Genomic DNA, 24,348 nt, shown 5'->3' on the forward strand with positions numbered 1-24,348 from the left:
AAATTGTAAATTAAATGAATAGATGACCACTCAAGCAATCTTTTATATATCGATACAGTTAGTAATCTTAATTAGTGTTGTTCCTATATAGTTCTAAGGTAATGGATGTGAAATAATATCTAAAACTGTATCAGCTGAAGTCCCTCCAAATATAGCACTGATACCTCTTTGATCATCGGCATACACCACTGCATTTAGGCTAACAGTGTAGGTTCCTGGTGCCAAATTCAAAACTCGCTGCCCATTTACTTGAAATATTCCAGTTGTATAGTCATTTCCTGAACTTGAGAATGGAATTGCCGATCTGAATATTACCACATTATTATAACTTGGACCTGTCATTAAAATATTGGTACCTATAAGCTTACTGGTTCCATCATTTATAAGTTGATGATTAGCATATCTAACATTTTCTACTGGTACTGAACTATTAAAACTAACAATAGAATTCCTTGTAAGAGTAAAAGTTCTTGTAACTAAAGTTGTTGTTCCAACTGTCTCATTAGCAGAAATAACTTCAACAGAATTACCATTACTCGCATTACCTTTTACTCCACCTCCAAGAATAGTTGCATATTGGCTAAACATCCTTATCCATTGTCCATCTGGCCCTCTTGTAGAATCGAAATGATAATATCCCTTTTCACGTATATTTACAGTTCTTGTACTAGTATTGTCCTCCGTAAGAGGATTTGTTACATAAACTATTATTCCATCCTGTGCTGCATTATAAACATTATCTTTATCTTTTAACTGTTGTCCAGTCAGTCTTGGAGCAATGACTCCATCAACTTTTGATGAATTACTGGCATCGCCCACTACATCAAGAGTCCCTTTCGGTTCCACTGTATTTACACCTACTTGTCCAAATGCAATGCTATAAAACAATAACGTTAAAAAGAAGAAAGTGTTTTTTAATTTAATTTCTTTTATCATTTTAATTGTATTTATTATGGACAAATTTAGAACCAGTTCCAAAAAAAGACTAACCTATATTATTCTATCAGTTATTTAAAGTATTCTAAATATTTTATATTCTCTGATCTATAAACATAAAAAGTTAGATTCCCGTGTAAGTTTGCAAATGCAATGTTAACTTTCAAATAATAATAACAAAATAGCTAATTGAAGTTCAGAAACTATTTCAAAAAGGCTATTTGGAACTCCATTTATCCCCATCTGAAGGTGTTTTAACAGCAATTAGACACCCTTAAGCGTTTCCTTTGCGTGTAAGCAGAATTTATATGCGTAATCCTTGAAAAAATATTTTTGCTTTTCCTGGTCATAATCGAAAAATACTTCTGAAGATCCATAATATGACCACTGTAAACTTCTTTAGGATACCGAATATTGGTGCGATAGATCTTTTCAAATGCAATATGAATATCTTTCTCGGTGAACTTATCGTCAACAAACTCCTTATTGATTATTTGCTCGTAAATTATTACAATGGTCATTCCTACCTCTTTTGGTGGGAATAGAAGTTTATATGTTTCGTTCTCATCTAGAACGGTGACAAAATTAAAATCGGATTTTAAAGAATCACTCAAATGGCTAAAAAATATTAAAATAGATTACTCAAATTGTTATCTAACAAATAGATTAAAAACGATATGCAATTTATTATGATTATCCGTTTTAATTATCCATGAAATTTAAGTAAAGAGAAACCGAATCTATAATCTAATTAACATTAATTTCCACTAATTAGAAGAAGTATTAGCAGCATTATAATAACCTATGCACTTAGGGAAGTTAAATGAAACAGCAGCTTGAATTTGATCAAGCTGCTGCTATATATTCTTAGACCAAGCATTTAATTACCTTAGTTCATTTTATACTGATATTAATAACGATACTTTCTTTTCCAGGCAGTTACTGTATTCCTACTCAGCTTGTATATCTCTGCCAATTGAGTATTGCTGAGCTTAGATTTTAGCTGATGATTAAGGATTTCTTTGATCGCTTTTTCATCGTAAGACTTGAATTTCTGACTTTCAGGTTGATATCCGAATATAATCGTATTTAATTCAACAACATCCAGTACAGAAAGCTTTTTCTTTTCCAGAATATTACTGCAGCGATGCTTCTTTTCAGGATGCTTCATCTCTATAATATCAGCAAAAATTTTTCTATAATTTGGACCCTGTGCCAGTGATTTCATGGTGGTTCTTATTTATCGTTATACTTGTCGAGCCATTTATACAAGGTTGTTTTGGGTATCCTGTATTCATCGATGAGCTGCTGCTTTGTTTTCTGTCCTGAGTTGATGAGGTCGATAATAAAATCTATAATCTCCTTGGTGTAAATGTTTTTTCTAAACTTAGGAAGAGCAGAGCTTTTATTATTCTTCCTTATCTCATCCTCCTGTCTCTTTTGGGGTGCATATAAAATAAGGTGCTGAGAATAAATCCGAAAAAAATCATATTCAAGAATCTTAGACCACATCAAAAGGGTGCCAGTTGGTAATTCATCCTGTACAAGCATTTCCTGGATCTTTTCTTCACTTCTATTGAAAAACTTTGTGAGACGATCCATTTCAACGTCATCTTCTTTTATCTTTTGTTCAATACAGCTGCCTATGTGGATGTCTTTAAATATCATTTTTATTACTGATTACTATTTTACTACCCGTACACCATAGAGGGACCGAAACCTTTTAGGTGTTAACCCTGTATGCTTTTTTATAAAACCTGAAAAGTGGCCATAATTGTTAAAATTAAAATCAAAAGCGAGGTCTTTCAAAGGTTCCTGATCTACCATTAATTTGTATTTTAACTTTTCCATCGTTTGACCTTCTATAATTTCTGATGCCGTTCTGCCAAGATATTTTTTGCAGAGAATATTGAGATAGTTGGAATTAATTCTCAGCTGCTCTGCATAATACTTCTTGCTCCTTTCCTGGCTGAAATTTTTATTTAACAAAAGCATGAAATCAAACAATATAGGATGGTTTTCATACACCTTAGAATATTCCTCATTCTTCTGTATTTCATTGAAGATTTCTCTGGCTATGATCTTCATTTTAGAATATATAATTTCACTCATCACCGGCGAAGGAGTAATAAGTTCATCCCTAATGTATTTAAATTCATGCACCAGACGATGAAACACACTTCTCTCCATATCGATGACGGGCCTTTTTTTGTAGATGAAAACCGGTAGCTGCATCAGTCCGCCAAGACGTTCAAAAATATCGCCACTGATAAATAACTGATATATCCCATGATCACTTTGATAATCCCAATGATGTACCTGTCCCGGATATACCATGTGAAGTTGGGTACCCTGTATTATATATTCCTTACCATCGATAATATGTTTCCCTTCGGCAGATTCGAATAAAATCAATGAAAAGAAGTCATGGCTAATGGGATAATATAAAGGACATAATCCTTTTGGCTGATGAAAAACAATATTATGGTACATCTGCAGCCTGTCTTGTATTTCTCTAAAGCGTTGAATCGGAACATTTTTCTCAATCATCACAAACATATTTATTGATTAATCTTGCCGAAATCGTCATGACTTCAGACAACAAATTTGTCCTTATCACCAACCGGATAAGAATATGCTTCTCAGAATCGAAATCTTAATGGAAAACTTAGTTTTTATTATGATAGGTCTTCAGATATTGTAGTCGAAATATCAGTACCCATATATTTATTTTGAAAATCTTTTGGCGTCAGACCAGTATTCTTCTTAAAGAATGTATGAAAACTACTGACCGATCTAAAGTGCATCAACGTTGCTAATTCTTTTATTGATAAATTAGAAGCTATCAAATATTGTTTGATTTCAGCTAATAACTCCCTATTAATGATCGCAGTAGCTGTTTTATCCAGGTGCTTATTGCAAAGGATGTTTAAATAATTGGTGGTTACCGCCAATTCGTCTGCATAAAATTTCACATCTCTGTGTTCCCTGAAATTTTCAAACACCAAGGTAATAAATCTTGAAAGCAGACATGCGGAGTCCATACGTTTTTCATAATGCATCTTGTAAATTTCCCTACTGAGCATCAGCATAATCACCTTAAGCCTGAATTCAGCAGTCAGTAGACCTCCTTGTCTGTCTTCAAGTTCCTCTGCAATATTCATAAACTCATACTTGAATTTTTCAAAGCTTTCCTCTGTTAAAGTAATTGCTCCCACTTTCATGTAGTGTGAAAATGGATATTTCAGATAACTTCCAAAGGTTTCGAATACCGTCTCTGAAAGGTGTAATGTATCAATTTCAAGACCCTTATCCTCATTTAGGGCCCAATTACTATCCTGTCCAGAAAAAACAAAATGCAGTTGCTTTTCATGAACATCTTTTGGTTTACCATCTATCACATGACTTCCAACCCCTTTACCTACCAGAAACATAGAAAATGCTCTTTCTTCAACTCCACCCTCCATATGATCTTTACCAATATTCAGGTAAGAAACAATTCCTGGATCCGCTGCATTATAATTAAGGTGTTGGGAATGGTTATTATTATAAGAACTGAATGATCGTTGCATGAAGATAATAGTATTTGGTTTTTTTTTATTTAAATAATCATATTACTTCAACCAAAAGTCAGCTGCATTTTCCTCATCATTGTATTTAGTGAATCTTTAAAACAAAAATATTTGTTTCAGCATAAAATAAGCATCAAAATTGATCGAAAAAGTTTAGCAATTTATCTCAATTTTGAAAAAGAATCCTGAAACTTTTATTGTTTCATCCTGTCCAAAAGGTTGAGAAGAACTTCCACCTCCTTATCTGTCAGCCCCTTATAGACATCATCAACACCAGACAATTCTGTAGTAACCTTATTATACAGGTCCTTGCCCCTTTCTGTTAGATTTACATCAATAAGACGTTTATCCAGCGTATTAACATTTTTTTCTACAAGCTCCTTGATAATCAGACGATCTACCAGTCTGGATACCCCTGCATTCTTTTCCATCATTCTCTTTAATATATCCGAGGTAGACAAAGGTTCTCCCGCATCATGCAAAATAGAAAGCGCGTTATATTGCTGTGAAGTTAGCCCATACACCGCAAAAAAATCCTGCGATCTTTCATAGACAATATTATACGTTTCTACCATTGCGATCCCCAACTGCCTGCGAATTGGAAGTTCTTCTCCTTTTGTTTTTTTCATTCTTTACTCTTTAATTACTGTATGAGATACCCGCCATCAACAGGTAAATAAACCCCTGTGCAGAAACTTGCATCTTCAGATGCCAAAAATAATACAGCTTTTGCAATTTCTTCAGGTTTTCCTAATCTTTTCATCGCATGCTTGGATTCCATATATGATCGGTATTCCTCACTTTGCGCGGCATTGTCTATCAATAAAGGAGTTTCTATATATCCCGGGCCGATTGCATTGACACGGATGTTCTCAGTTCCATTTTCTAAAGCAGCTACTTTTGTAAGTCCGACTAATCCATGTTTAGAAGAAGCATATGATGAAATCCCAAATTCTGCAACCTCACTCATTATGGAACCCATATTCACCACAGCACCACCTGTTTTCTGTTTTCTCATTTGCGCAATCTGATATTTCATTCCATAAAATACCCCACTGAGATTAATGTTAATTACCTTTTGCCACTCTTCTATAGATTTCTCATGGACCGGAGAAGAATCAACAATTCCAGCATTGTTTACTGCCACATCAAGACTTCCGAAAATTTTGACCGTCTCCTCTACCGCCCTCTTAACTTCCTCAGGTCTGGAAACATCACATGCAAAGAACCGAACCTCTGTCCCCTCCTTCATAACGTCATCCAGAGTTTCTTTATCTTCTTTGATGTCAGCAATAACAATTTTTGCCCCTTCTCTTGCCATCAGTACCGCCACCGCCTTACCTATCCCGGAATTTCCGCCAGTAATAAAAGCTACTTTGTTTTCGAAACGTTTCATAATACTCTATTTTAATTATTATAATTTGATGTGATAAAATTAATGACTAATCATTAATGTCTAGTCATAAATAATGTTAAAATTGATTTTTATTTTATAAAAGTCTGTTATACAGCCATTATAACAGACTTAATAATCTGGAAATTCAGCGTATCCAAATGATGATAATTCGGAGTTTTTATAGCAGTAGACAACAAATCCTCTCAGAAATTCTGAAAGGATAATCATTGTGTTTCTAGATTCGTGCGTTATATATCTTATTTATCAAGTGGTGTCGCAATAATATCAATAACAGATCTCAAGTCCGAGGCTCCAGTTCCATTTGTTCCAAAGGTCGCTCTGACACCTACACTTTCATTGGGATTGGCATAAACAAAACCAACGAATGACATGGTATAAGTACCAGCTTCCAGAACAAACTTACGACTTCCTCCTACTTGGTAGATTCCATTGGCATAAAAATTACCTGAATTGGTGAATGATTCAGTATCTCTCAATATGTTTTGATTGGTAAAGGTCGGTGCATCTGTTTTGGATAAATAAACGTTTAATCCAAATAATTTGGACGTTCCATCCACCGGAGCCTGTCCATTGGCTCGAGCAACAGTACTTACCGGAACCGAAAAGAAAAGATCAATAACCGACTTGCGGGTTAAGGCAAATTGTTGGGTGTATAATGTGGCCTGTGCCGGTCCAGTGGTACTTAACGTAGTTTCCGAAATCATGGTACGGTTGAGGATATTACCTCCGGAAATTACTTTTGGATCTCTGTTGAACAAAGAAACCCATTGACCTGTAGTTCCTAAACTGCTGTTAAATCCATAATACCCTTTATCCAAAACATTGACTGTACGAGCTGTTGTTTGATTGGCTGCTAAAGCCTGGGTAACATAAATAATTGTTCCATCTTGTGCAGCGTTGTATGAATTATCTTTACTTTTCAACTGCTCTCCTGTAATTCTTGGAGCTATAACACCATCTGCTGTTGTCGTAATTGCTGGTTGGCCAGTAACATCCAGCGTCGCACTTGGTGTTGTATTGTTGATTCCAACTTGTGTATAAAACTTTCCTGCAACTAGCATAAAAGAAATACACACAAACTTTTTTACAGATATTTCCATATTGTTCATAGTGTTTTTTTTGATTACCTTATCTTTCACGATGAAAGCTTCTGCAAAAATATTTCTACTAACACCATTATAGAGTACAAAATTCATCTATAATATTTTGCGAATCATTACAATTTACTAATCCTAAAACATCTGTCCACAACACTTCATAAAAAGTAAACAATTAAAAATGGCCCCCAGCACAAGAACTGGGAAGCCAAGACAAATGGTGAAAAAAAATAATTTAAGTATAAAACATATTGGTATTACGTCCTTTGGGAGAAGCCGAATTTCCAATAATAAAAAAAAGTATTTTGTTAATAAAGCCTATGGATTATTATTTACGGTTTTTATTGTCGTTCAAATAGAAAAGGCCAATAAAATGATCCTTAAAAACAAACTTACTGGCCTACTTTAAAAACTTAGGACAAAAATATATCTATTCACTCTCATAAGGGTTTTGCAGATTATTCATCTTGTTATTTGTTTTATAAATCCACCAGGATCAACTGGTGGTAAACCAATACTTTTAGTCATTGTTCAGTGTTGGATTAAGGCATTTGTAGTCAAAAAAATCGACGAAACAACAATTTTGGTGTTGGTCCGCCGATCAGACAACTGAGGAGTAACTTATCTTGGATGTAAGAGACCCCTGTTTTGCATACTTAGTAAGACATTCGCCGTTACTACAATCGATTTGATCTGTGTAATAATCTTCAATAAAAAGCTTCTTAGTCGTTTTCTACTAAAAAGCTTTGGTAATGATGAAAAAAAGATATTAAATAAATTTACTCTATATAAAACCGGCGAAAATGAGTTCGCCGGTAAGATGAAAAACTCATGTGGAGATTGCCTGAAATCTCGATCCACAATGATAAACCATTTTATAAGTGCAAATGTATGGTGCTTTTTACAACAGGAAGTTATCAAATTGATCTATTTTTTTGTTCAGATTATTACAATGTAACAATTGTGTAGTCTGCTCTTAAAATCAGGCTTTTCAATGTTGGAACTGAAAAACCTGACAGAGGATTGAAAAAAATATTAATTAAGTGATGTTTAAAACATTAAAATAGATGCTATCCAACAAAAATCCGGCGAAATAAGAAATTGTTCCATTCCGCCGGTGCCTAAACAAATTTCCCATTAAGTTTTTAATGGATTATAACTGTAGTGTAAGGTTTGAAGCCTCAGTGTACAAATTTATCAATACTCACCGGATTTGAGATTATTCATACTATCTCTTAAATCGTGTAATTTATAACATAGTATGACAAATATGGATGCTAGTCCATTATTTTAATCTTCTTACTGTAACCTGTGAAACTGGGCCTGATCCTGTTGTTCCCGCACTCAGGTGTTTGATTGTATAATTGGCAGTGTTGATAGATCGGAATGAGTAAGTGCTGGAGGATGACAAAGTAACAGTTGTAATTAAGGTATATGTCTGTGCCCCATTCGCTACAAACAGATCATTGACATTGACAACCCAATTGTTGGTACTGTTATTCCAAATCCCAATAGTTGGATAAGTGTTTGCTGTGGTCAACAATTGCATATTAAGGTACACTTCGTAAACTCCGTCATTAGCCACCTGGAACGAATTGGACGAAGCGTCACCTGTATATTTATTTTCATTATCCAGGATTTCATTACTCAAATTGCCGATAGCCGATGGCAGCGTCGATCCGGTGGCTGCTGTCCCTGCATAATCAGCTGACAGTTGAACGGTGATTTCCTGCGCTACAACAAACTGACCGTTAGCAACAATCATGGTACCCACAGCATCCGAAGTTTCAGTTATATCTTTCCATTTGGGGGGCTGTCCCGATCCATTGGAAACAAGAGCAAACCCGGCCGTTCCGGAATCCCCTGCCGTTTGTGCATCTCCTCCAACATTAATCTCATTAACAACTTGCAGACTCCCATTAACATGCAATTCATTTTGTGGACTTGTAGTATTAACTCCAACCTGCGCCAAGACAGGAAAAGGCATTATTAATATAATGTACAACAGTTTATTCATAATGATCATTTTTATGTTACCTATTTTAAGCGTCTTATAGACACTTCAGAAACTGGACCAGCACCGGTCGCTCCTGAGCTCAAAGCCTTAATCGTAAAGCCTGAAGTGTTCGCAGCACGAAAAGAGTAATCTCTACCGGAAAACATTTCTACTGCTGTGAGTAAGGTATAAGTCTGTAATCCAGTATTCGTTGGTGCTGTAAAAAGATCATTGACTCTGGCAACCCAAAGGTTTGTTGAATTATCCCAGATACCGATTACTGGCTGCGTGTTATTAGTGGTCTGAATCTGCATATTCATCATAACCTTATACACTCCATCATTGGTTACCCTGAATAGGTTGGAGGTATTATTAGCTGAATATTGGGACTCATTATCAATAAGCTCCTCGGTTAAATTACCAATATTGATGGCTAATGTTGCTCCTGGATTACCTGGTCCTGCAAAGTCGCTTGATAGGTTTACTGTAATCTCTTGTGCTACAACATAATGTCCATCTACAATCATAACGGTTCCTGTAGCATTGGGTGTGCCTGCTAGTGTACCCCAGATGGCAGGTTGCCCCGGACCGCCGGATTTTAGAATTTGACCTACATTACCAGAATTTCCAGCACTGGTACCGTTCCCTCCCAAATTAAGTTCATTGGTAATTTGTAATCCCCCATGGACATGCAATGTCTTTTGAGGGGACACCGTATTGATTCCCATTTGACCACTGCAAATAGAAAACAAAGCAAAATTTAAAAGAAAGATGATTTTTTTTCGCATCATATTTATATTTGGTTATGAAAATGAATAAAGTACTCTACAGTTTCAATACATTTTACTTCATTCGCTTTACCGACACATAAGACATCGGGACAGTCCCAGTACCTCCCTTATTGATGGTACAGTTCCCATTACTAGAAGCACGGAAAGAATAGACCCTCCCTGCTACCATCGGTATACCTGTTATTAGTGTATATGATTGAAGTGTGCCATCAACAGCAGTATAAGTATCATTGACCCTTGCAGTCCATTTATTTTCCGTATTGTCCCAGATTCCAATAACAGGACCACTTCCTTTAACAGTCGAAAGCTGCATATTCATGATTACCTGATAAGTACCATCTACACTTACCTGAAAAGAATTTGTTGTTGCGGTGCCGGAATATTTACTTTCATTATCAATGGCTTCGGCATCCAGATTTCCTATTACAGAAGCAGTTCCGCCCGTGACGGTAAAATTGTTAGACATTTGAACAACTATTTCCTGCGCTACAAAAAAGGATCCGTTTACTGCGATTAGAGTACCAGCAGTGTCAGGAACATCGATAGGTGCTTGCCATGAAGGTGGCTGATCAGGTCCATTTGATTTTAAAACCTGACCTGCTGTACCTGAATTTCCTGCTGTGGCGGCATCTCCACCCACGTTTATTTCATTGGTAACCTGTAAGGAGCCATTAACATGAAGGGTTCTTTGGGGAGTTGTAGTATTAATTCCAATTTGTGGAAAACCCCAGATTGAAATCAGCAGCATACCGCTCGCTATAAAGTTTCTTTTCTTCATAAATACTTACATTTAGTGTTATTATAATCCTCAGATTGGAATCCATTCAGTCATAATTAAAACCAGATTAGTATAAATTCCTAAACAAAATTAGAGAATGTCGACCTCCTTTTTATTAGCCAATCCATCACATCTGCTATGCAAATTATAATTCAAATCATCATCAATCATCATAGAAGAAATGTGTTCAATGGTTCTCAATTAGACAAACAATTTTCTGCCAACAGATTTAACAAGTTATTTACCCAACCTTCTAAAACCGAATTTGCATACAATGTCTATGTACCAACTCAAGAAAATATAGCTAACATTTCCCAATCCACCTCTGAAAACGATCAAATCCATCCTCATTTCGACTTTTTGTTTGCCGGCAATGTACTAAGCTCCCACACTGGGTTATTGGACATTCTTTTATTGAATTCTTTCTCTGATGATAAATGACTTCAATACAATAAAGAAGCAAAAAACAATTCATTGAAGTAAATATGTGATGAATCACATAACAGTACAAATAATCTACTCAATTAAGATAATATGTAAAGCATATAATTTTGTGGCTGAAATTTTTAAACACTAAAATGAATAAACTCACTAGGAATTTAATTCCTCTTCTGATTCCACTTGGAATCATCAAATTGACAGCCCAAAATTCTCCCGATCTGGAGTTTGCCTCCGCTCAGGGAACAAACAATCCTACAGGTAATGGACCGGTGACAACAACAACCATTAATTTTGTCCAAAATCCCAATAATCCCTCTGGAAATACATTTCAGACCTATACCCCCACATTAAGTGCTACCTTTACCATTTCCAATCAGATGTATACGAATGCAGGAAGGATTGGTTATGCTAATCTTAATGTGTCCGCTCCTATTTATCCGCTGATGAATGCAGCAGGCTCACCTTCTAATAATAGTTTTACCGCTTCAGGAGCTGCAACAGGTACCGGGATTAATACGGCAAGTAACAGAGGAGTCGGATTGTTTTTTAACACCGCAGCGCTCAATGGAAGATCTACAAATGCAACTTATCAAATGGCAGATTTAACCATTACATTCAACAGACCTGTTGATAATCCTATCCTTCATGTTGGTGGTATGGGAGGATTTCACAACAATCTCGGATTCACCGGAGGTTTTGACTATCTTTCGTCCAATGTCCCGGTTACCTTTACCAGGTTATCAGGAAGTTCAAGCAATTTCACGGTTACATCCACCTCTATAAAAAATACAGCGGCCAATCCCACCTCCACTGGGGTTAATTCTGCATCCGGATCTGTCCTGGTAAGTGGAAAAGGAATTACAACGCTTGTCCTTCGAATGTCAGCAAGAGGTGATGGTAATGATACCTCGTGGACGACGCAAAGTGGCGACGTGGTAACCATGGGTATTTCTACTTTAGAAAGTGATCTTTCCGTGACTAAAACCATTAATAATCCGAATCCAGACCGGCAATCAACTGTGATTTTTACCATCAATGCGGTAAATAATGGTCCTTCCAATAATACCAACGTCTCCGTTACGGATGCGCTTCCTTCAGGATACACATTTGTCAGTTCATCTGCCACTTCGGGATCCTACAACAACGCAACAGGAAAATGGACATTGGGAAATTTCAATGCTGGAGCGAGCGCCAATCTCACTATTACGGCAAAAGTTAACTGTATAGGAGACTATACCAATACGGCAAACATTTCAGGTGATCTTTTCGATCATATAATAGGAAATAACAGCGCATCGGTAACCCCGAATATTAATCCTCAACCATGTGCATGTTATAATGAACCCAATAAGTCGACAACAGGTACAGACTCAAAATTTGGAATAACATTATTACAGCGGGCAGGTGCTGAAAGTAATAATTGGCCGATGGTACGAAAGTCTGCCCATCTGGTATTAGAATCAAATAACAAAGGATTTGTTATTACGAGAATGACCGCTGCCGATATTGACAACATCGCAGTACCCGTAGAAGGCATGATGGTGTATGACAAAACTGCTAAGTGTCTAAAGTTGTATACTGATAATGGATGGAGCTGTTTTACAACCCCAACTTGTCCATAATTTTTTAAAATATCAACATGAAAAAATATCTATTCTCAATTGCAATTTTAATTGTGACCCAAAACCTCTATGCACAGGTAATCATCGGTGGCACAACCGGAACCGCAGTCAATAAAACTTCTGTATTGCTCGAGTTTGAAGGACAGAATAAAGGTATCATTATGCCCTACACACGAAATCTTCCCTCCTCACCTGCTGAAGGCACATTGCTGTTGGATGCAACTGATCCATCACTGGCACGTGTGAAATATTATAACGGCAGCTGGATGGACCTCAGCGGTCAGGATGCAGACGTAAGTTCCGCAATGACAAGCCAGCCAACAGCCACACAGGTTACTGAACTAAACAGCGCAGGAGCCATTATCGGTTCTAATACATCAGCCGCTGAAGGAGTACTGGTACTTGAATCCAGCACAAAAGCAATGGTACTCCCTGCTGTTGATAATACGGATAATATTCCTGATCCCTCACCAGGAATGATTGTCTTTATCAATAAAACAGGAAGTAAGCGACTTGCCGTTTTTAACGGTAGCAAATGGTCTTACTGGATGCCTTAAGACATCCATACGCAATAAACACAAAGGTTATTATATATTCTCCACAAAGACATTCACATCATATGTGATGGTTTAGGTGGTTTGGTGGAAGGCTGTAGACTACAGTCTTCCATTTTTTAGTTCGAACCTAAAGAATTTCTAATAGCAGAAATATTTTTCGTTTTTATTGGAATTACCTATTCCTTCTTGCTTCGTTAAAATCCTCAGCCGATAGAAAACTGACATAATCATTTTGATAACTATTTGTCGCAAAAGCTTTTCAAACTAAGTCCTTATTTGTGTAAACATCTTGAAAGATAGATTCTATATGTTGATGAGTTTGTGTATAGATTTAAACTGAGAAAGGTCACAGACCAAGAAAAATTCAGATATTTGTTGTCAATTTCAAATGTCCGAACTAAGTATAAAGAATTATATCATTAGGCGAAGCACTTAAAGAAAAAATATGAGATATATTACGAAAGATGGTGTAGATTATTTTTATGTAGAAGATATAGAGAAAAATTTTGAATACTTTATGTTTAATGGTGGAGAAATAATTTACATTGATAATATTCCTTTAATTGACAGCAAATATGTAGTTAAATTAACGGAATTTGATTTGAATATGAAAAAGGTTTTGAATTTCAAGCCTATGAAAAAAGATAAGTAGTTTTAATAGTTTATGCCAGGATTAAAGTAGATTGGTTTGTAGGGACAGATGTTAAATCCGCAGAATTTACTGAACCACAATTAGAAAGTCTTGAAGATAATTAATAAGAACTTTTAAATATAAATGATAAAGAGGACTAATTAATTTTTAGCCCTCTTATTTTTAACTAAGCTGGTGTAAACTGGCGTATAATTACCTTAAAATCGATATATTAAAAATCTATGTAGATTTTATGGACAGGTCGCTGTAGAAAAACAGCTCCATACATTGTCAGCATAAACTTTTAAACATTTTTCTGTGCTGTCATACACCATCATGCCTTCTACGGGAATGGTGATACTAGTAATCTCAGTGCTGGTCATTCTCGTAATAACAAATCCTTTGTTATTTGATTCTAATACCAGATGGGCAGACTTTCGTACCATTGGCCAATTTCCGCCACTGGTTCCGGCACGTTGCAAAGTGGTGATCCCAAATTTAGAATTAGTCCCTGTTCCATTGAGTAATGGATCATTATAGCAAACCGCTCTCCCGGCAATCAAAGGAGTAAGTGTTGATTGATTATTATCTAAATAGGGATCACGGAGTCCTCCGGAAATTGATGAAGTGACGGTATAGGAACCTGTACTCTTTACCTTTGCCTGAATGACCATATCCACTTCCGTATTATCCAATAAGTTACCTATATTCCAAACACCGGTATTAATATTATAAGTACCTGCAGGTGTGGATGCATTTAAAATCTCATATCCGTCAGGAATTAGATTGATAACTTTAACACCTGTATTGTTAGATGCCCCCAGATTTTTTGCTTTTACGGTAAAAGTAATAATATCGTCGAAATGAGGAGTATTGTTATTAACAGTAGTATTGACAGACAAATCACTTTCGAGTACTGAAATTCCGAATGTGACTAGATCTCCGGAACCTAAACCCCAATTTGGCTGTCCACCATCCCCTCTTACAGACATCCTTAATTTTAGAGTGGTTATCCCTTTTCCATTTACCAGCACAGAACCAGACGCCGATTGAGGACCATTATCATTAGGGTGAAGAGCAGAATTTTTTATACTAGTGGAAGTGACCGAAAAATTCGAATTATTTCCTGATACCCTGGTAAAGGTGACGGGCACATTCGAGTCAATCAGATCAAAGCCTCCAGCTATACCCAATTGATTTTCAAATGCACCCATAGTCCCAATGTGAAGAGTTGGATCATTCACCGGACGGTTGAAAGTAATTAATAGATCAGCCATTGGATAAGCCAATGCCGTATTTTTGCTTCCAAGAACAGTTGTATTGTAGAACAAGGCAAGCCCATTATTATTAGCTATTGAGATTCCATTTCCCACAGCTGCTCCTGAAGAAGTAAAATCACTATTCGTAGGCGTACCGATATAGTTTATCTTTGGATAAATCGGAGCACTGGTGTTGTTGGTATTATATCCCATGATTATTGCTGAGCTATAATATTGATTGATGATGGAGAAATTTACTTTAAGATTTGGTTGATAAGCTGCATAGGTGTTTCCATTTGGATTATTAATGTTCTTGACGAAATTAATACTGGCATTGTAGGTAGGTCCATTCCCTTGTGGATTTTGCACTGCTGGATGAGCTGCAAATTCTAAATTCGGTGACGACTGCGCTTTAAGCCTGGAACTGGCAAATGTAAATAATCCTATAATAAGAAGAGAAATAGTAAAAATTTTCATATAATGTATTTTAGAATGCAAAAGTATTAACACAATAAAAATTAGGGACTTATCAGATTATTCTATTGATTATTTAATGTATCACAGTTTTTAGATGATCTTATATCCTATTCATATGAACCTCAATCCATTGTTTCTACAATAATCTCTTTTTAAGCTGAAATTTCTTGCTGGCTTAGGAACATGATAGCAAATCTATACGTGCCTGTACCTATTTACTCCAGTTTTGATTATTGCATTTTAATTATGCTTAAAATTTTCACTTATGCAAGAAGATGATGTTCGAGGCCTTGCCAAAATAATGGGCTTTATTCTGCTGATAAAAGCTATTGACTCCATCTATTAAATCAATTTTCCCCCGCCAGAAGTATTTGTCATCGAGATCTGTCCTTTCTGTCCTGAAATATTGGTGAAAATCAGACCTGTCAATATGTTCTTTGAACTCCTCTTCAAGTATCCGAATGTGCTGCTCATAATAAATGTGAAACATTTCTGTGCTCTGCGGGCTTAGCGATTCTATCCTGAATATCTTATTGTAGTAGATGAGCTTTCCCAATAGCGGTGGCTTTATTCTTTTAAAAAAGAATACTTCTTCATTATGATTCTTAAAGCCGGATCTTAGTATGCGTGTTTTCAGATCCTTTAATAGCTCCTGAAGAAATACTGCCATATTATATGCTTCCTCAATGACGTTCATCGCATGCATTGAAAAGAACTGTTCCTTTTCCTCAATTTTAATCAAAAATATTGGTACTCTAAAAGGAAACGCCACAATATTATCATAAATGAGGTTTTACAGTTTGTTACTGCAAAACCCCTGAGTGAAAATAATTAAAATTATTTTGAATGAAATGTGATCTATTTTTTAGTGGAAATTTAGAAAAAGGCCAGTATAGGATTGATCATGAAAATAAATTACTGGCCTTATTTTAACAATTAGTCAAAATTAAGGATACTATTATCCAACATTATTATTTGAATGCTTCCTCAACTTATTGATTTTATCTCTATATGCAATGAATGAGCACCTTTTAATCACACACAAATATTTGCTGGAATCTGAATTGAAATTATAATTATCCTGCTAAAGAACCCTGAATGATCACTTAAACAGTGAAAAAGGAATGTTTTTAAAATAATTTCCGATGAATTATGTAGTTAATTTCCGTCTTACTCCCCCTAATTTTACATGAGATAAGTGTAATGTGAGAACTAAGAATACTACATAAAGTATTGCTAGAATTACACTTGCCTTAATTAACCTAAAAAACACCAGTGAATAATAATTACTACAGCAACAAAAATTGTTATCAAGAAGTCATCTACAGCTCATTCAACGGAATGGACAAACGTAATGACATGAGTACATCAACAGGATTTTTGATCGTTCTTTTTTCCGAAGGTAGCGGCCTGCATTATATTGACGGTATCGGATACCCAATCTCCAAAGGACAACTCCATTTTGTCTTTCCAGGACAAGAACATCATTTAGAAGTAAGTTACGAAACAAAGGCCCATAAACTAGTCATCAGTACTATGCTGTTCGAAGAATTTTCGTGCATAGAAGAACTTTATTATATTAAACATACTTATTCACCTGTATTTAATCTTAATGAGGAGGTTTTTGAGTCCATTCGTCATGAAATGCTACGTATTGAAGGTGATCTTGAATTAATGAAAAATGATGAAATATTTAAGAAGATACTTTTAAGAAGAATTGACATTATTTCTTCAGTGATTAAGTATGAAGTAGTCCAGTACTTTGAAAATATCCAGAATTCAGATGTGAATCAAACGATTAAAAAACTGTGGGTACTTGTAAACCAACATTGCAATATTCAAAAAAATGTATCGTGGTATGCTGGAAAATTATGTATTACCCCCAACTATTTGAATATTCTCTGCAAAAGGATTTTGAACACAACAATTTCAGATATTATTAATCAGAAAATCATGTATGAAGCTAAGCAACAGCTTCGCTTCAGCAAAAAAAATATTAAAGAGATTGCTTTCGATCTTGGATTTGCCTGTCCTTCTTCCTTTACAGCTTTCTTCAAAAAAAATGCAGGTTTGACACCTGTGGCATATCGTGAATAAGAAATTTATATCATCCTTTCTGCTCCAACCTGTAACTAAACGGCAAACGTCGCCAAATTTTCTATTCCCAACTTTTATTATAGCCCACAATGCTTAAGATTAACAATTATTTAGTGGTGAATATTTTTTTGACTACTACCCTTCTTATTTTTTTGGCTAGTGGTATCATCGCTTTCCTGTTTAAGGGCTTCTGCATTTACATATTTCTTATTCTAAGCCTTATTAACCTATATCTCATTTCAAAACGAAACTATTTTGAATATGAGTTTGACGGAAATTTTATTGTTATTAGAAAATTCAGCGTTCTTAAATATTGGAAAAGAAAATCTGTAAAGCCATCACTTACAATGCCTTGCACTTATCTAGTCCATTATTTTGTTATCAGAGATCATTTAACACAAGTTGTGGTCCTCAAATTCAAAACAAGCTCCAGGGACATAAAAGTACATTTTCATTTATGCGGATTAGCAAAAAATCAAAAATTAGGAATCTACCGCTCTTTGGAAGAGTTGCAAAAGGCAAATTGCAATTTTATCTCGGAAAAAGACTAAAACTGTTAAACTTCATAGACCAGTTCCAGTACTTCAACCTATACAAATGTCTTACTTAGTGTGTCCCTCGTTTTGAAATCTTTCTCAACGGTACAGGCATCCATTAATAAAATGTCTAGCAAAAAAACGTTAAACTTTGAAACTAATGATCACCAAAGCCCTCTTCTGTGGTTGGTGATCCAACGGTACATTCCCAGGATATTCAGCTTGCTCATTGTTTCAAATCCGCCCCATTTTTTAACATCATCTGAAAATTTGATATTTCTGTATAGTTCATCCCAGCTTTGGCCCTTTCGCACCAGATCAAGAACCTGCTGATGCAGATCAGCCATATACACTCTTTCTTTCCGAATGTCATCAAGGGTAGCAGGTGTATAATGTCCAACGTCAATAAAATCAACATCTTGTTTAACAGCCCAATCCAATGTTTCCATCCAGCCGTCGTAATAAAAATCAAGAAAATCATTGTAAGGCATCGTTCTCGCTTCCCCGACATCGGTTAACTGCATGGCTTTATATTTTGGAAAAAGCACTACTGACAGGCTATTAGAATGGCTGGGAGCAATATGATTTAAAACAACAGTTTCCCCTCCAAGATTAATGGTAAGCTGTTTGTCATATACTATATCCGGAACAGCAACAGGCAACTTTTCTCCTATTATAGGTTCAAGCCCATTTTTCTGAATGATAACTTTAGCACCATCTTGCTGAAAAATTTGTGAGCCTCCGGCATGGTCATAGTGCGCATGGGTCAGGATAACATACTTTACCGGCACATTAAATCTCTTTTTAATTTCACTATTCAGCCAAATTGCTGCTTGGGTTAAGGCTGGATCGATAACTATAGCACCTTCCTTAGTGATCAGAACCAGGCCACTGTGAAGAGCTGGCAGGGTACCATTGGTATGCCGGTACAAATTACCCTTCACCTGAATGAGGCTTTTATCGAGATTTTCACCAGGCTTGTCAAAAACATCCGGTAGCACTTCTCTGGAATTATAAAGAGACCGGTCTATATATTGTGCACCTATTAGGTGATTATCGCCCTGTGCATGAAGTCTAATTGACAACGCAAAAACAATCAGGCAAACTAACAAATGTTTTGTATTTACTTTCATAATAATAGATTATTATCTTTAGTTAAATTGGCGTTTTATGAATGAAAACACCAATCATAACTTATTGATACTAAGATAAGAAATGTGAATATAAAATAAAACAGAAGATTAGTAGCACCAGCAAAATTGAAAATTATGGTAAGGCCAAAACAAAGCATCATAAATGTTAAACAGGTTATCACTAATGATATCTTCATCCAGAACTTATTTCTACCTGGTTTAAATTCGCCTTTTATTAGGCTGATCAATAGAAGAATCGGGATGCTAAGTTCAAGTACTCCCAATAAATAAATCATAACAGCTGTTCCACCTGGCAGATTAGACAAAAAGCTACCGGCAAACATTGTTTCATATTTTTCAATCACCTTTGAATCTCCGAACAACTTTGCCCATCCCGGAAGTCCCATAGTATAAAATAATATAAAATAAATTGGTAAAAGATAGAATCCTTTCAAGGTAAATTTTAATTCCTTCCCATACTTTTTTATCAGAAAAAGAAGTGTAAGATAAAGGAATATGGTAAAGAAATAAATATTAGCAGCTCCAAGCTGATTTCCAATACTTCTAAGCAATCCTCCGAATAGCGATAATCCCACTATAGAAATATAAACAGCCCATTCCAGAAAAAAATAATGGCCGCGTGAGCGTACTGCTTCTGCAGTTAAAAGTGAGATAAAATAAAATATGGCAGCAACCCCAATAACAAATCCTATGATCCGAAAAATCATGTTCTGTAAAGGCGAAATTACTGCCATAGGCTCACGTGAGTATATATTGAGATATTTAAGGTGTGTCTCCTCATCTCCTAAAAGCATTCCACATGCATTTAAGAGCAGAAAAAAAAAGAGTAAAAAAGATAATAACAAAACCGTTATCATTATACTATCTACCTGAACTTTTTTAGCTATTGATGTTTTCATTCTTTTCCGATTTAATCATGAAATTTTATATTGCAATATTAAAAGCAATGGCTGGAAAACAAATTATAGATAAGGGTATTTAAATTATGAAAATGCGAAATTATGGTCTTAAACCCATCCTGAATTCTGCCGGAGTAAGTCCGCTATTTTTTTTGAAAAAGCTTATAAAATTCGATAATTCTTTGAATCCTGTAGCATAGGCAATTTCACTTATGGACATGGTTTCATAAACTAGTAATCTTTTGATTTCAAGAACAAGTCTTTCGGTTAGCCAGCCCTTTGGAGTTTTATTTTCGTACTCAGAAAAAGCTCCCTGAAGTGTGCGTGTAGTTACATGTAGAAGAACAGCATACTCTTCAATAGTCCAGTGATTAAAAAGGTTTTGGTTCACCAACCTTTTAAAATCATATGTTAATAGCTGTTTTCGGGAAGGTAATGTTTTTTTTTGTGTTGGGTTATAAATCCGCTCTGCTGTCAAAAGCACATTAAAAAGATAGTTATGAAGAATTTCTGTTTGATTCTCGTCAGGTACATTTTTTAATTCATCAATAATGAACTGATAGAGGGTTGAAAAAGTATTAAAATAAGCACCAGAATCAAAATAAGCCAGCTGTAAGGGATCATTGAAAAGTGTGGTTCGGTTAAGGAAATTCCTATGTATCTCAGATCTGCAAAAAAAATCTTCCGTAAAAACGATGGTTTGACCATCATAGGTTTCCAATGGATCAAAATGATGAACCTGCCCTCGGCTCATAAATAAAATATGTCCGGGAATCACCTCAATATCATTAAAATCCACAGAATGCTTTCCGGAACCATCCGTAAAAAGATAGACCATATAAAAATCGGTCATATGCGGCTGAAATAACTGATGTGGCTTTCTGCCAAGCCTCTCACTTATTGTTGTAGCATTAATCTTTTGAACAGGATTTAATGTATGTAAAAAAGGATATTGCCTTAACTTTTTCATGAATCTAATATACGCTTTTCTATAAAGTGAATATTCCTACATTGAGAGCGACTTCTTCAATCTGATGTTCTTTCATTTTTGTATAAATAGAATCAGAATTTACTACAGATGCTTTCTGCTACCTCACCGTGTCTTCTTTTATTTCATTTAAAAATATCAAAAGTGGTATTAAAAGTTCGATTGAAGCACCTCTCTCCCCGCAAGATGCAACCTGCAAAATCAATGATTTTGCAGGTTTTTTGTTTATGGCAGCTGCTATAATTTTCAAAAATACTCCAATTGTTTGTGGCAGATTCGTGGCAATATTTAAAACATATAAAAACCATCACAAACATTAACATCCTAATTTAATGCCCTACTCCATTAATCTATCCTGAACTGAATAAGCAAAAAAAATCATTCCTAAAATGATCATGAGTCTCCCATTATTTGTCATTTTATGAGATGCTAAAATCTTCTCATGTATAATAATATATCAACTATCATAAAAGGAATTATTTATGAACTTCAATAAAAAAATACATTGACGGCACCTTTTTTGCCACAATCTCTATAGTTTATATCTGCAAATGGGAGATGGTGATGTAATTATAAACCCAAACCACACTTATCAAAAAACTTTGTATGAAAAAACTTTTCGTCCTGCTATTATCATTTGGATATTTCAGCGTGTTTTCGCAATCAAAGATTATCGTCAGAAGTTCAGGAGATCATTCCCCTGTTTCTGATGCAACTGTTTCCTGCAACAATAAGCTGCTGGGCAAAACAGATGCAACAGGGACCTTAAACTTCAAAACAAAATGTAAAAAAGTAGAAATTTCAGCCAACGGCTTTCAGGAGGAGGATGCAGTGGTAGACAAAGTGATGGAAGTTTTTCTTTCCAAGGCTGATCCCAATGTCAAAAATATTCAGGCCATCGTTCTGGAAGACAAAAGTGATCCCAGAGCATTGGAAATTCTCAGGAAAGTCAACGAAAACTACAAGCAGAATTCTCCTCAGAGCTTGGATTCCTATTCATATAAATCTTATGAAAAAATTTCCCTGGATCTGGATGAAGACAGCATCAATGCGTATAATGCCTATATTGCCAACCGTATCGATTCGCTAAAAAAACTTCCACAACGCCCTATGAAAGCTGCAGAGAAAAAAGATTCCCTACAATCTGTGAATCTGATGAAGCTTTTAGGAGAGAGTAAAATTTTTCTGTGGGAAAGAGCTTCCCAGACCCTGTACTCAAAAAAATACGGCGAAAAAATCAATATCCTGGACAATAAGATGGCGGGTATCAAAGATCCTATCTATGAGCTGATGACTTTCCGGTCCAACAGAAACCAGATACCCAAAGAGATTCGTGAAGAAAACAGGAACCTTTACCGTTTCTTTTTAACAGATTCTATAGAAATTGAGGGAAGGCAGAATTACGTCATCCGTTTCCGTCAGGTAGATTACAAACAAACTATAAAGCAGAGGAAGTTCAACGGATATCTGTATGTAGACAAAGAAACCTATGCCCTGAAAAAGATTGAAAGCAACAGTAAAGTCAAAAGTGAAGGTAGTATTACCAGCATCTGGAAGCCCATGGATAACAAATGGTTTCTTGTAAAGGAAAACTATAAGCTGAAAATGACATCCACCATCTTTGATAATGATGATAAAGAAGAAAAAAATAAAAGCAAAGAAGAGAAAGAGGCGGATAAAAAGAATACCACAAGGTTTGGAAGTTATGCTTTTGTAACTGCTGATTATTTTGATTTCAAAACCCCGATCGAAGAAAAGCCGGAAGATTTCAGGGGCTACACTATCGGCGTAAAAAACTCTGACGGAACCAGCATAGATCAGTACCGTACAGAGAAACTTACCGCCCGTGAAGCAGCCACCTATACAACAATTGACAGCTTAAGCAGCAAGTATAAGCTGAACCAAAAAGCGAAAGCATTAACCGGTTTGCTGAAAGGTAAAATAAAGCTGGGAATGGTAGATTTTGACCTTTCTAAAGTAGTCGCCTACAACAAATACGAGCATTTCCGGCTTGGAGCCGGAGCCAAGTTGAATGAAAAGTTCAGCAGGTATATTTCCCCGGATGCCTATTTTGCCTATGGTATCTATGATAAGGACTGGAAGTTCGGAGCCGGAGTGGATATCAGTACCACTCTGGAAAAAAATTCGTTTTTCAGGGTGGAGTATTTCAATGATGTCATGGCAGCAGGTCGTTTCTCTGAAAACTTATGGAACTTCAGGATGAAAATAATGAATTCCGGGGTGGCTTTGAATAATGGCGTTTTCTATGGTTACGAAGGTTTTAGAGTGAGCTATGAAAATGATATCACCAATGCACTGACCATTAATGTTTCGGCAAAAAAAACTCAGGAAGAATCAAAATTTGATTACAATTTTAAAGGCCTTGGAAGTCGGTTTGATATTGCATCGTCTACCATCACCATAAAATATTCTCCGAATTCAAAGAATATCATGACCCCTACCGGTAAATATACGTATGAGCAGAATCTTCCGGAACTTTATCTGAACTATGAGCAGGGATATAAAGCCCTGGGCGGCGATTTTAACTTCAGTAGATTTGATGCCCTGTTTGTTCACAACTTCAAAACAAAGCTTGGGGTAACAGGTGTGAGGCTTTACGGAGGTCTGATTACCGGTGATGCTCCTGTATGGAAAAACTTTACCCTAAACGGATTGGGTAATGGAAGAGAAGGACTGAATTTCAACCTTACCTCCTATCTTGGTTTTGCCACCATGGAAGGCGGAAGGTACTATAATGATAAATTTGTGGGAGCTTACCTTACCCATAGACTGCCATGGTATTTTAAAAGCTTTGGGAAAAATACTTCAAGCTTCGACCTTATCTACAGAGGAACCATTGGTGATATGAAAAATCCGGAATTTCACCAGTTCGATTTCAAGAAGCTGGACCATTTGTATAATGAAGTGGGTCTTGAATGGAATAACTTCTTATCATCCCAATTTAATTTAGGATTTTTCTACCGGGTAGGCTATTACAATACTCCAAAGTTCAAAGATAATTTTGCAATCCAGTTTAAGTTTAAATTGTTAGGATTCTAAACACAGGACTGACAACCTTATTTTTCTATTCATCTTTATC

General features: G+C 35.8%; 23 protein-coding genes. 6 read left to right on the plus strand and 17 right to left on the minus strand.

Translation table 11 applies throughout. The features are described from left to right. Positions 1-93 precede the first annotated feature (93 nt). From EG344_RS01730 to EG344_RS01780, 11 genes are all read right to left on the minus strand, one after another. Positions 94-936, minus strand: a complete 843-nt coding sequence (locus EG344_RS01730) for a hypothetical protein (protein ID WP_123907992.1) — start codon at positions 934-936, stop codon at positions 94-96. Between the two features lie 910 nt (positions 937-1,846). Then, a complete protein-coding gene (locus tag EG344_RS01735; protein ID WP_123907993.1) occupies positions 1,847-2,164 on the minus strand; it encodes a helix-turn-helix domain-containing protein in 318 nt (105 codons plus the stop codon). Between the two features lie 8 nt (positions 2,165-2,172). Then, entirely contained in the window at positions 2,173-2,604 is a 432-nt protein-coding gene (locus tag EG344_RS01740) for a transposase (protein WP_123907994.1), read from the minus strand. Between the two features lie 15 nt (positions 2,605-2,619). Continuing rightward, positions 2,620-3,486: an AraC family transcriptional regulator gene (locus EG344_RS01745; protein WP_164464370.1), complete on the minus strand. Its 867-nt coding sequence runs from the start codon at positions 3,484-3,486 to the stop codon at positions 2,620-2,622. 128 nt (positions 3,487-3,614) lie between these two features. Beyond that, a complete protein-coding gene (locus EG344_RS01750) occupies positions 3,615-4,508 on the minus strand; it encodes a helix-turn-helix domain-containing protein (protein WP_123907996.1) in 894 nt (297 codons plus the stop codon). A gap of 194 nt (positions 4,509-4,702) precedes the next feature. Beyond that, positions 4,703-5,137 carry a MarR family winged helix-turn-helix transcriptional regulator gene (locus EG344_RS01755; protein ID WP_123907997.1) on the minus strand — a complete coding sequence of 145 codons (435 nt, stop codon included), beginning with the start codon at positions 5,135-5,137 and terminating at the stop codon, positions 4,703-4,705. Between the two features lie 14 nt (positions 5,138-5,151). Continuing rightward, positions 5,152-5,904: an SDR family NAD(P)-dependent oxidoreductase gene (locus EG344_RS01760; protein WP_123907998.1), complete on the minus strand. Its 753-nt coding sequence runs from the start codon at positions 5,902-5,904 to the stop codon at positions 5,152-5,154. 257 nt (positions 5,905-6,161) lie between these two features. Further along, entirely contained in the window at positions 6,162-7,121 is a 960-nt protein-coding gene (locus EG344_RS01765) for a hypothetical protein (RefSeq protein WP_123907999.1), read from the minus strand. Positions 7,122-8,307: 1,186 nt separating this feature from the next. Continuing rightward, positions 8,308-9,039 (minus strand): hypothetical protein, encoded by a 732-nt coding sequence (locus EG344_RS01770; protein WP_123908000.1) that lies wholly within the window; start codon positions 9,037-9,039, stop codon positions 8,308-8,310. A 20-nt stretch (positions 9,040-9,059) separates the two neighbouring features. Beyond that, the gene (locus EG344_RS01775; RefSeq protein ID WP_123908001.1) at positions 9,060-9,809 is read right to left on the minus strand and encodes a hypothetical protein; all 750 of its coding nucleotides are present in this window, start codon (positions 9,807-9,809) and stop codon (positions 9,060-9,062) included. Positions 9,810-9,861: 52 nt separating this feature from the next. Next, positions 9,862-10,587, minus strand: a complete 726-nt coding sequence (locus EG344_RS01780) for a hypothetical protein (protein ID WP_123908002.1) — start codon at positions 10,585-10,587, stop codon at positions 9,862-9,864. A 138-nt stretch (positions 10,588-10,725) separates the two neighbouring features. On the opposite strand from EG344_RS01780, the gene EG344_RS01785 reads away from it, so the two are divergent. From EG344_RS01785 to EG344_RS01800, 4 genes are all read left to right on the plus strand, one after another. Continuing rightward, positions 10,726-11,028: a hypothetical protein gene (locus EG344_RS01785; protein WP_123908003.1), complete on the plus strand. Its 303-nt coding sequence runs from the start codon at positions 10,726-10,728 to the stop codon at positions 11,026-11,028. Positions 11,029-11,165: 137 nt separating this feature from the next. Continuing rightward, positions 11,166-12,650: a DUF11 domain-containing protein gene (locus EG344_RS01790; protein ID WP_123908004.1), complete on the plus strand. Its 1,485-nt coding sequence runs from the start codon at positions 11,166-11,168 to the stop codon at positions 12,648-12,650. 17 nt (positions 12,651-12,667) lie between these two features. Next, on the plus strand, positions 12,668-13,207 hold the full coding sequence (locus EG344_RS01795; RefSeq protein WP_123908005.1) for a hypothetical protein: 540 nt from the start codon (positions 12,668-12,670) through the stop codon (positions 13,205-13,207). Between the two features lie 445 nt (positions 13,208-13,652). Then, a complete protein-coding gene (locus EG344_RS01800; protein WP_123908006.1) occupies positions 13,653-13,859 on the plus strand; it encodes a hypothetical protein in 207 nt (68 codons plus the stop codon). Positions 13,860-14,089: 230 nt separating this feature from the next. On the opposite strand, the gene EG344_RS01805 is transcribed toward EG344_RS01800, so the two are convergent. After that, the gene (locus tag EG344_RS01805) at positions 14,090-15,574 is read right to left on the minus strand and encodes a DUF11 domain-containing protein (protein ID WP_123908007.1); all 1,485 of its coding nucleotides are present in this window, start codon (positions 15,572-15,574) and stop codon (positions 14,090-14,092) included. A gap of 259 nt (positions 15,575-15,833) precedes the next feature. Next, positions 15,834-16,316 (minus strand): RteC domain-containing protein, encoded by a 483-nt coding sequence (locus tag EG344_RS01810; RefSeq protein WP_123908008.1) that lies wholly within the window; start codon positions 16,314-16,316, stop codon positions 15,834-15,836. Between the two features lie 533 nt (positions 16,317-16,849). On the opposite strand from EG344_RS01810, the gene EG344_RS01815 reads away from it, so the two are divergent. Continuing rightward, positions 16,850-17,671 carry a helix-turn-helix domain-containing protein gene (locus tag EG344_RS01815; protein WP_123908009.1) on the plus strand — a complete coding sequence of 274 codons (822 nt, stop codon included), beginning with the start codon at positions 16,850-16,852 and terminating at the stop codon, positions 17,669-17,671. Between the two features lie 700 nt (positions 17,672-18,371). On the opposite strand, the gene EG344_RS01820 is transcribed toward EG344_RS01815, so the two are convergent. From EG344_RS01820 to EG344_RS23710, 4 genes are all read right to left on the minus strand, one after another. Continuing rightward, positions 18,372-19,340: an MBL fold metallo-hydrolase gene (locus EG344_RS01820; protein WP_123908010.1), complete on the minus strand. Its 969-nt coding sequence runs from the start codon at positions 19,338-19,340 to the stop codon at positions 18,372-18,374. A 35-nt stretch (positions 19,341-19,375) separates the two neighbouring features. Further along, entirely contained in the window at positions 19,376-20,260 is an 885-nt protein-coding gene (locus tag EG344_RS01825; protein ID WP_123908011.1) for a hypothetical protein, read from the minus strand. Between the two features lie 100 nt (positions 20,261-20,360). Further along, on the minus strand, positions 20,361-21,230 hold the full coding sequence (locus EG344_RS01830; protein WP_123908012.1) for a helix-turn-helix transcriptional regulator: 870 nt from the start codon (positions 21,228-21,230) through the stop codon (positions 20,361-20,363). 118 nt (positions 21,231-21,348) lie between these two features. Continuing rightward, a complete protein-coding gene (locus EG344_RS23710; RefSeq protein WP_164464371.1) occupies positions 21,349-21,498 on the minus strand; it encodes a hypothetical protein in 150 nt (49 codons plus the stop codon). 356 nt (positions 21,499-21,854) lie between these two features. On the opposite strand from EG344_RS23710, the gene EG344_RS01835 reads away from it, so the two are divergent. Beyond that, positions 21,855-24,308 carry a hypothetical protein gene (locus tag EG344_RS01835; protein ID WP_123908013.1) on the plus strand — a complete coding sequence of 818 codons (2,454 nt, stop codon included), beginning with the start codon at positions 21,855-21,857 and terminating at the stop codon, positions 24,306-24,308. Positions 24,309-24,348 lie beyond the last annotated feature (40 nt).

Source organism: Chryseobacterium sp. G0162 (assembly GCF_003815715.1).
Taxonomy (GTDB): domain Bacteria; phylum Bacteroidota; class Bacteroidia; order Flavobacteriales; family Weeksellaceae; genus Chryseobacterium.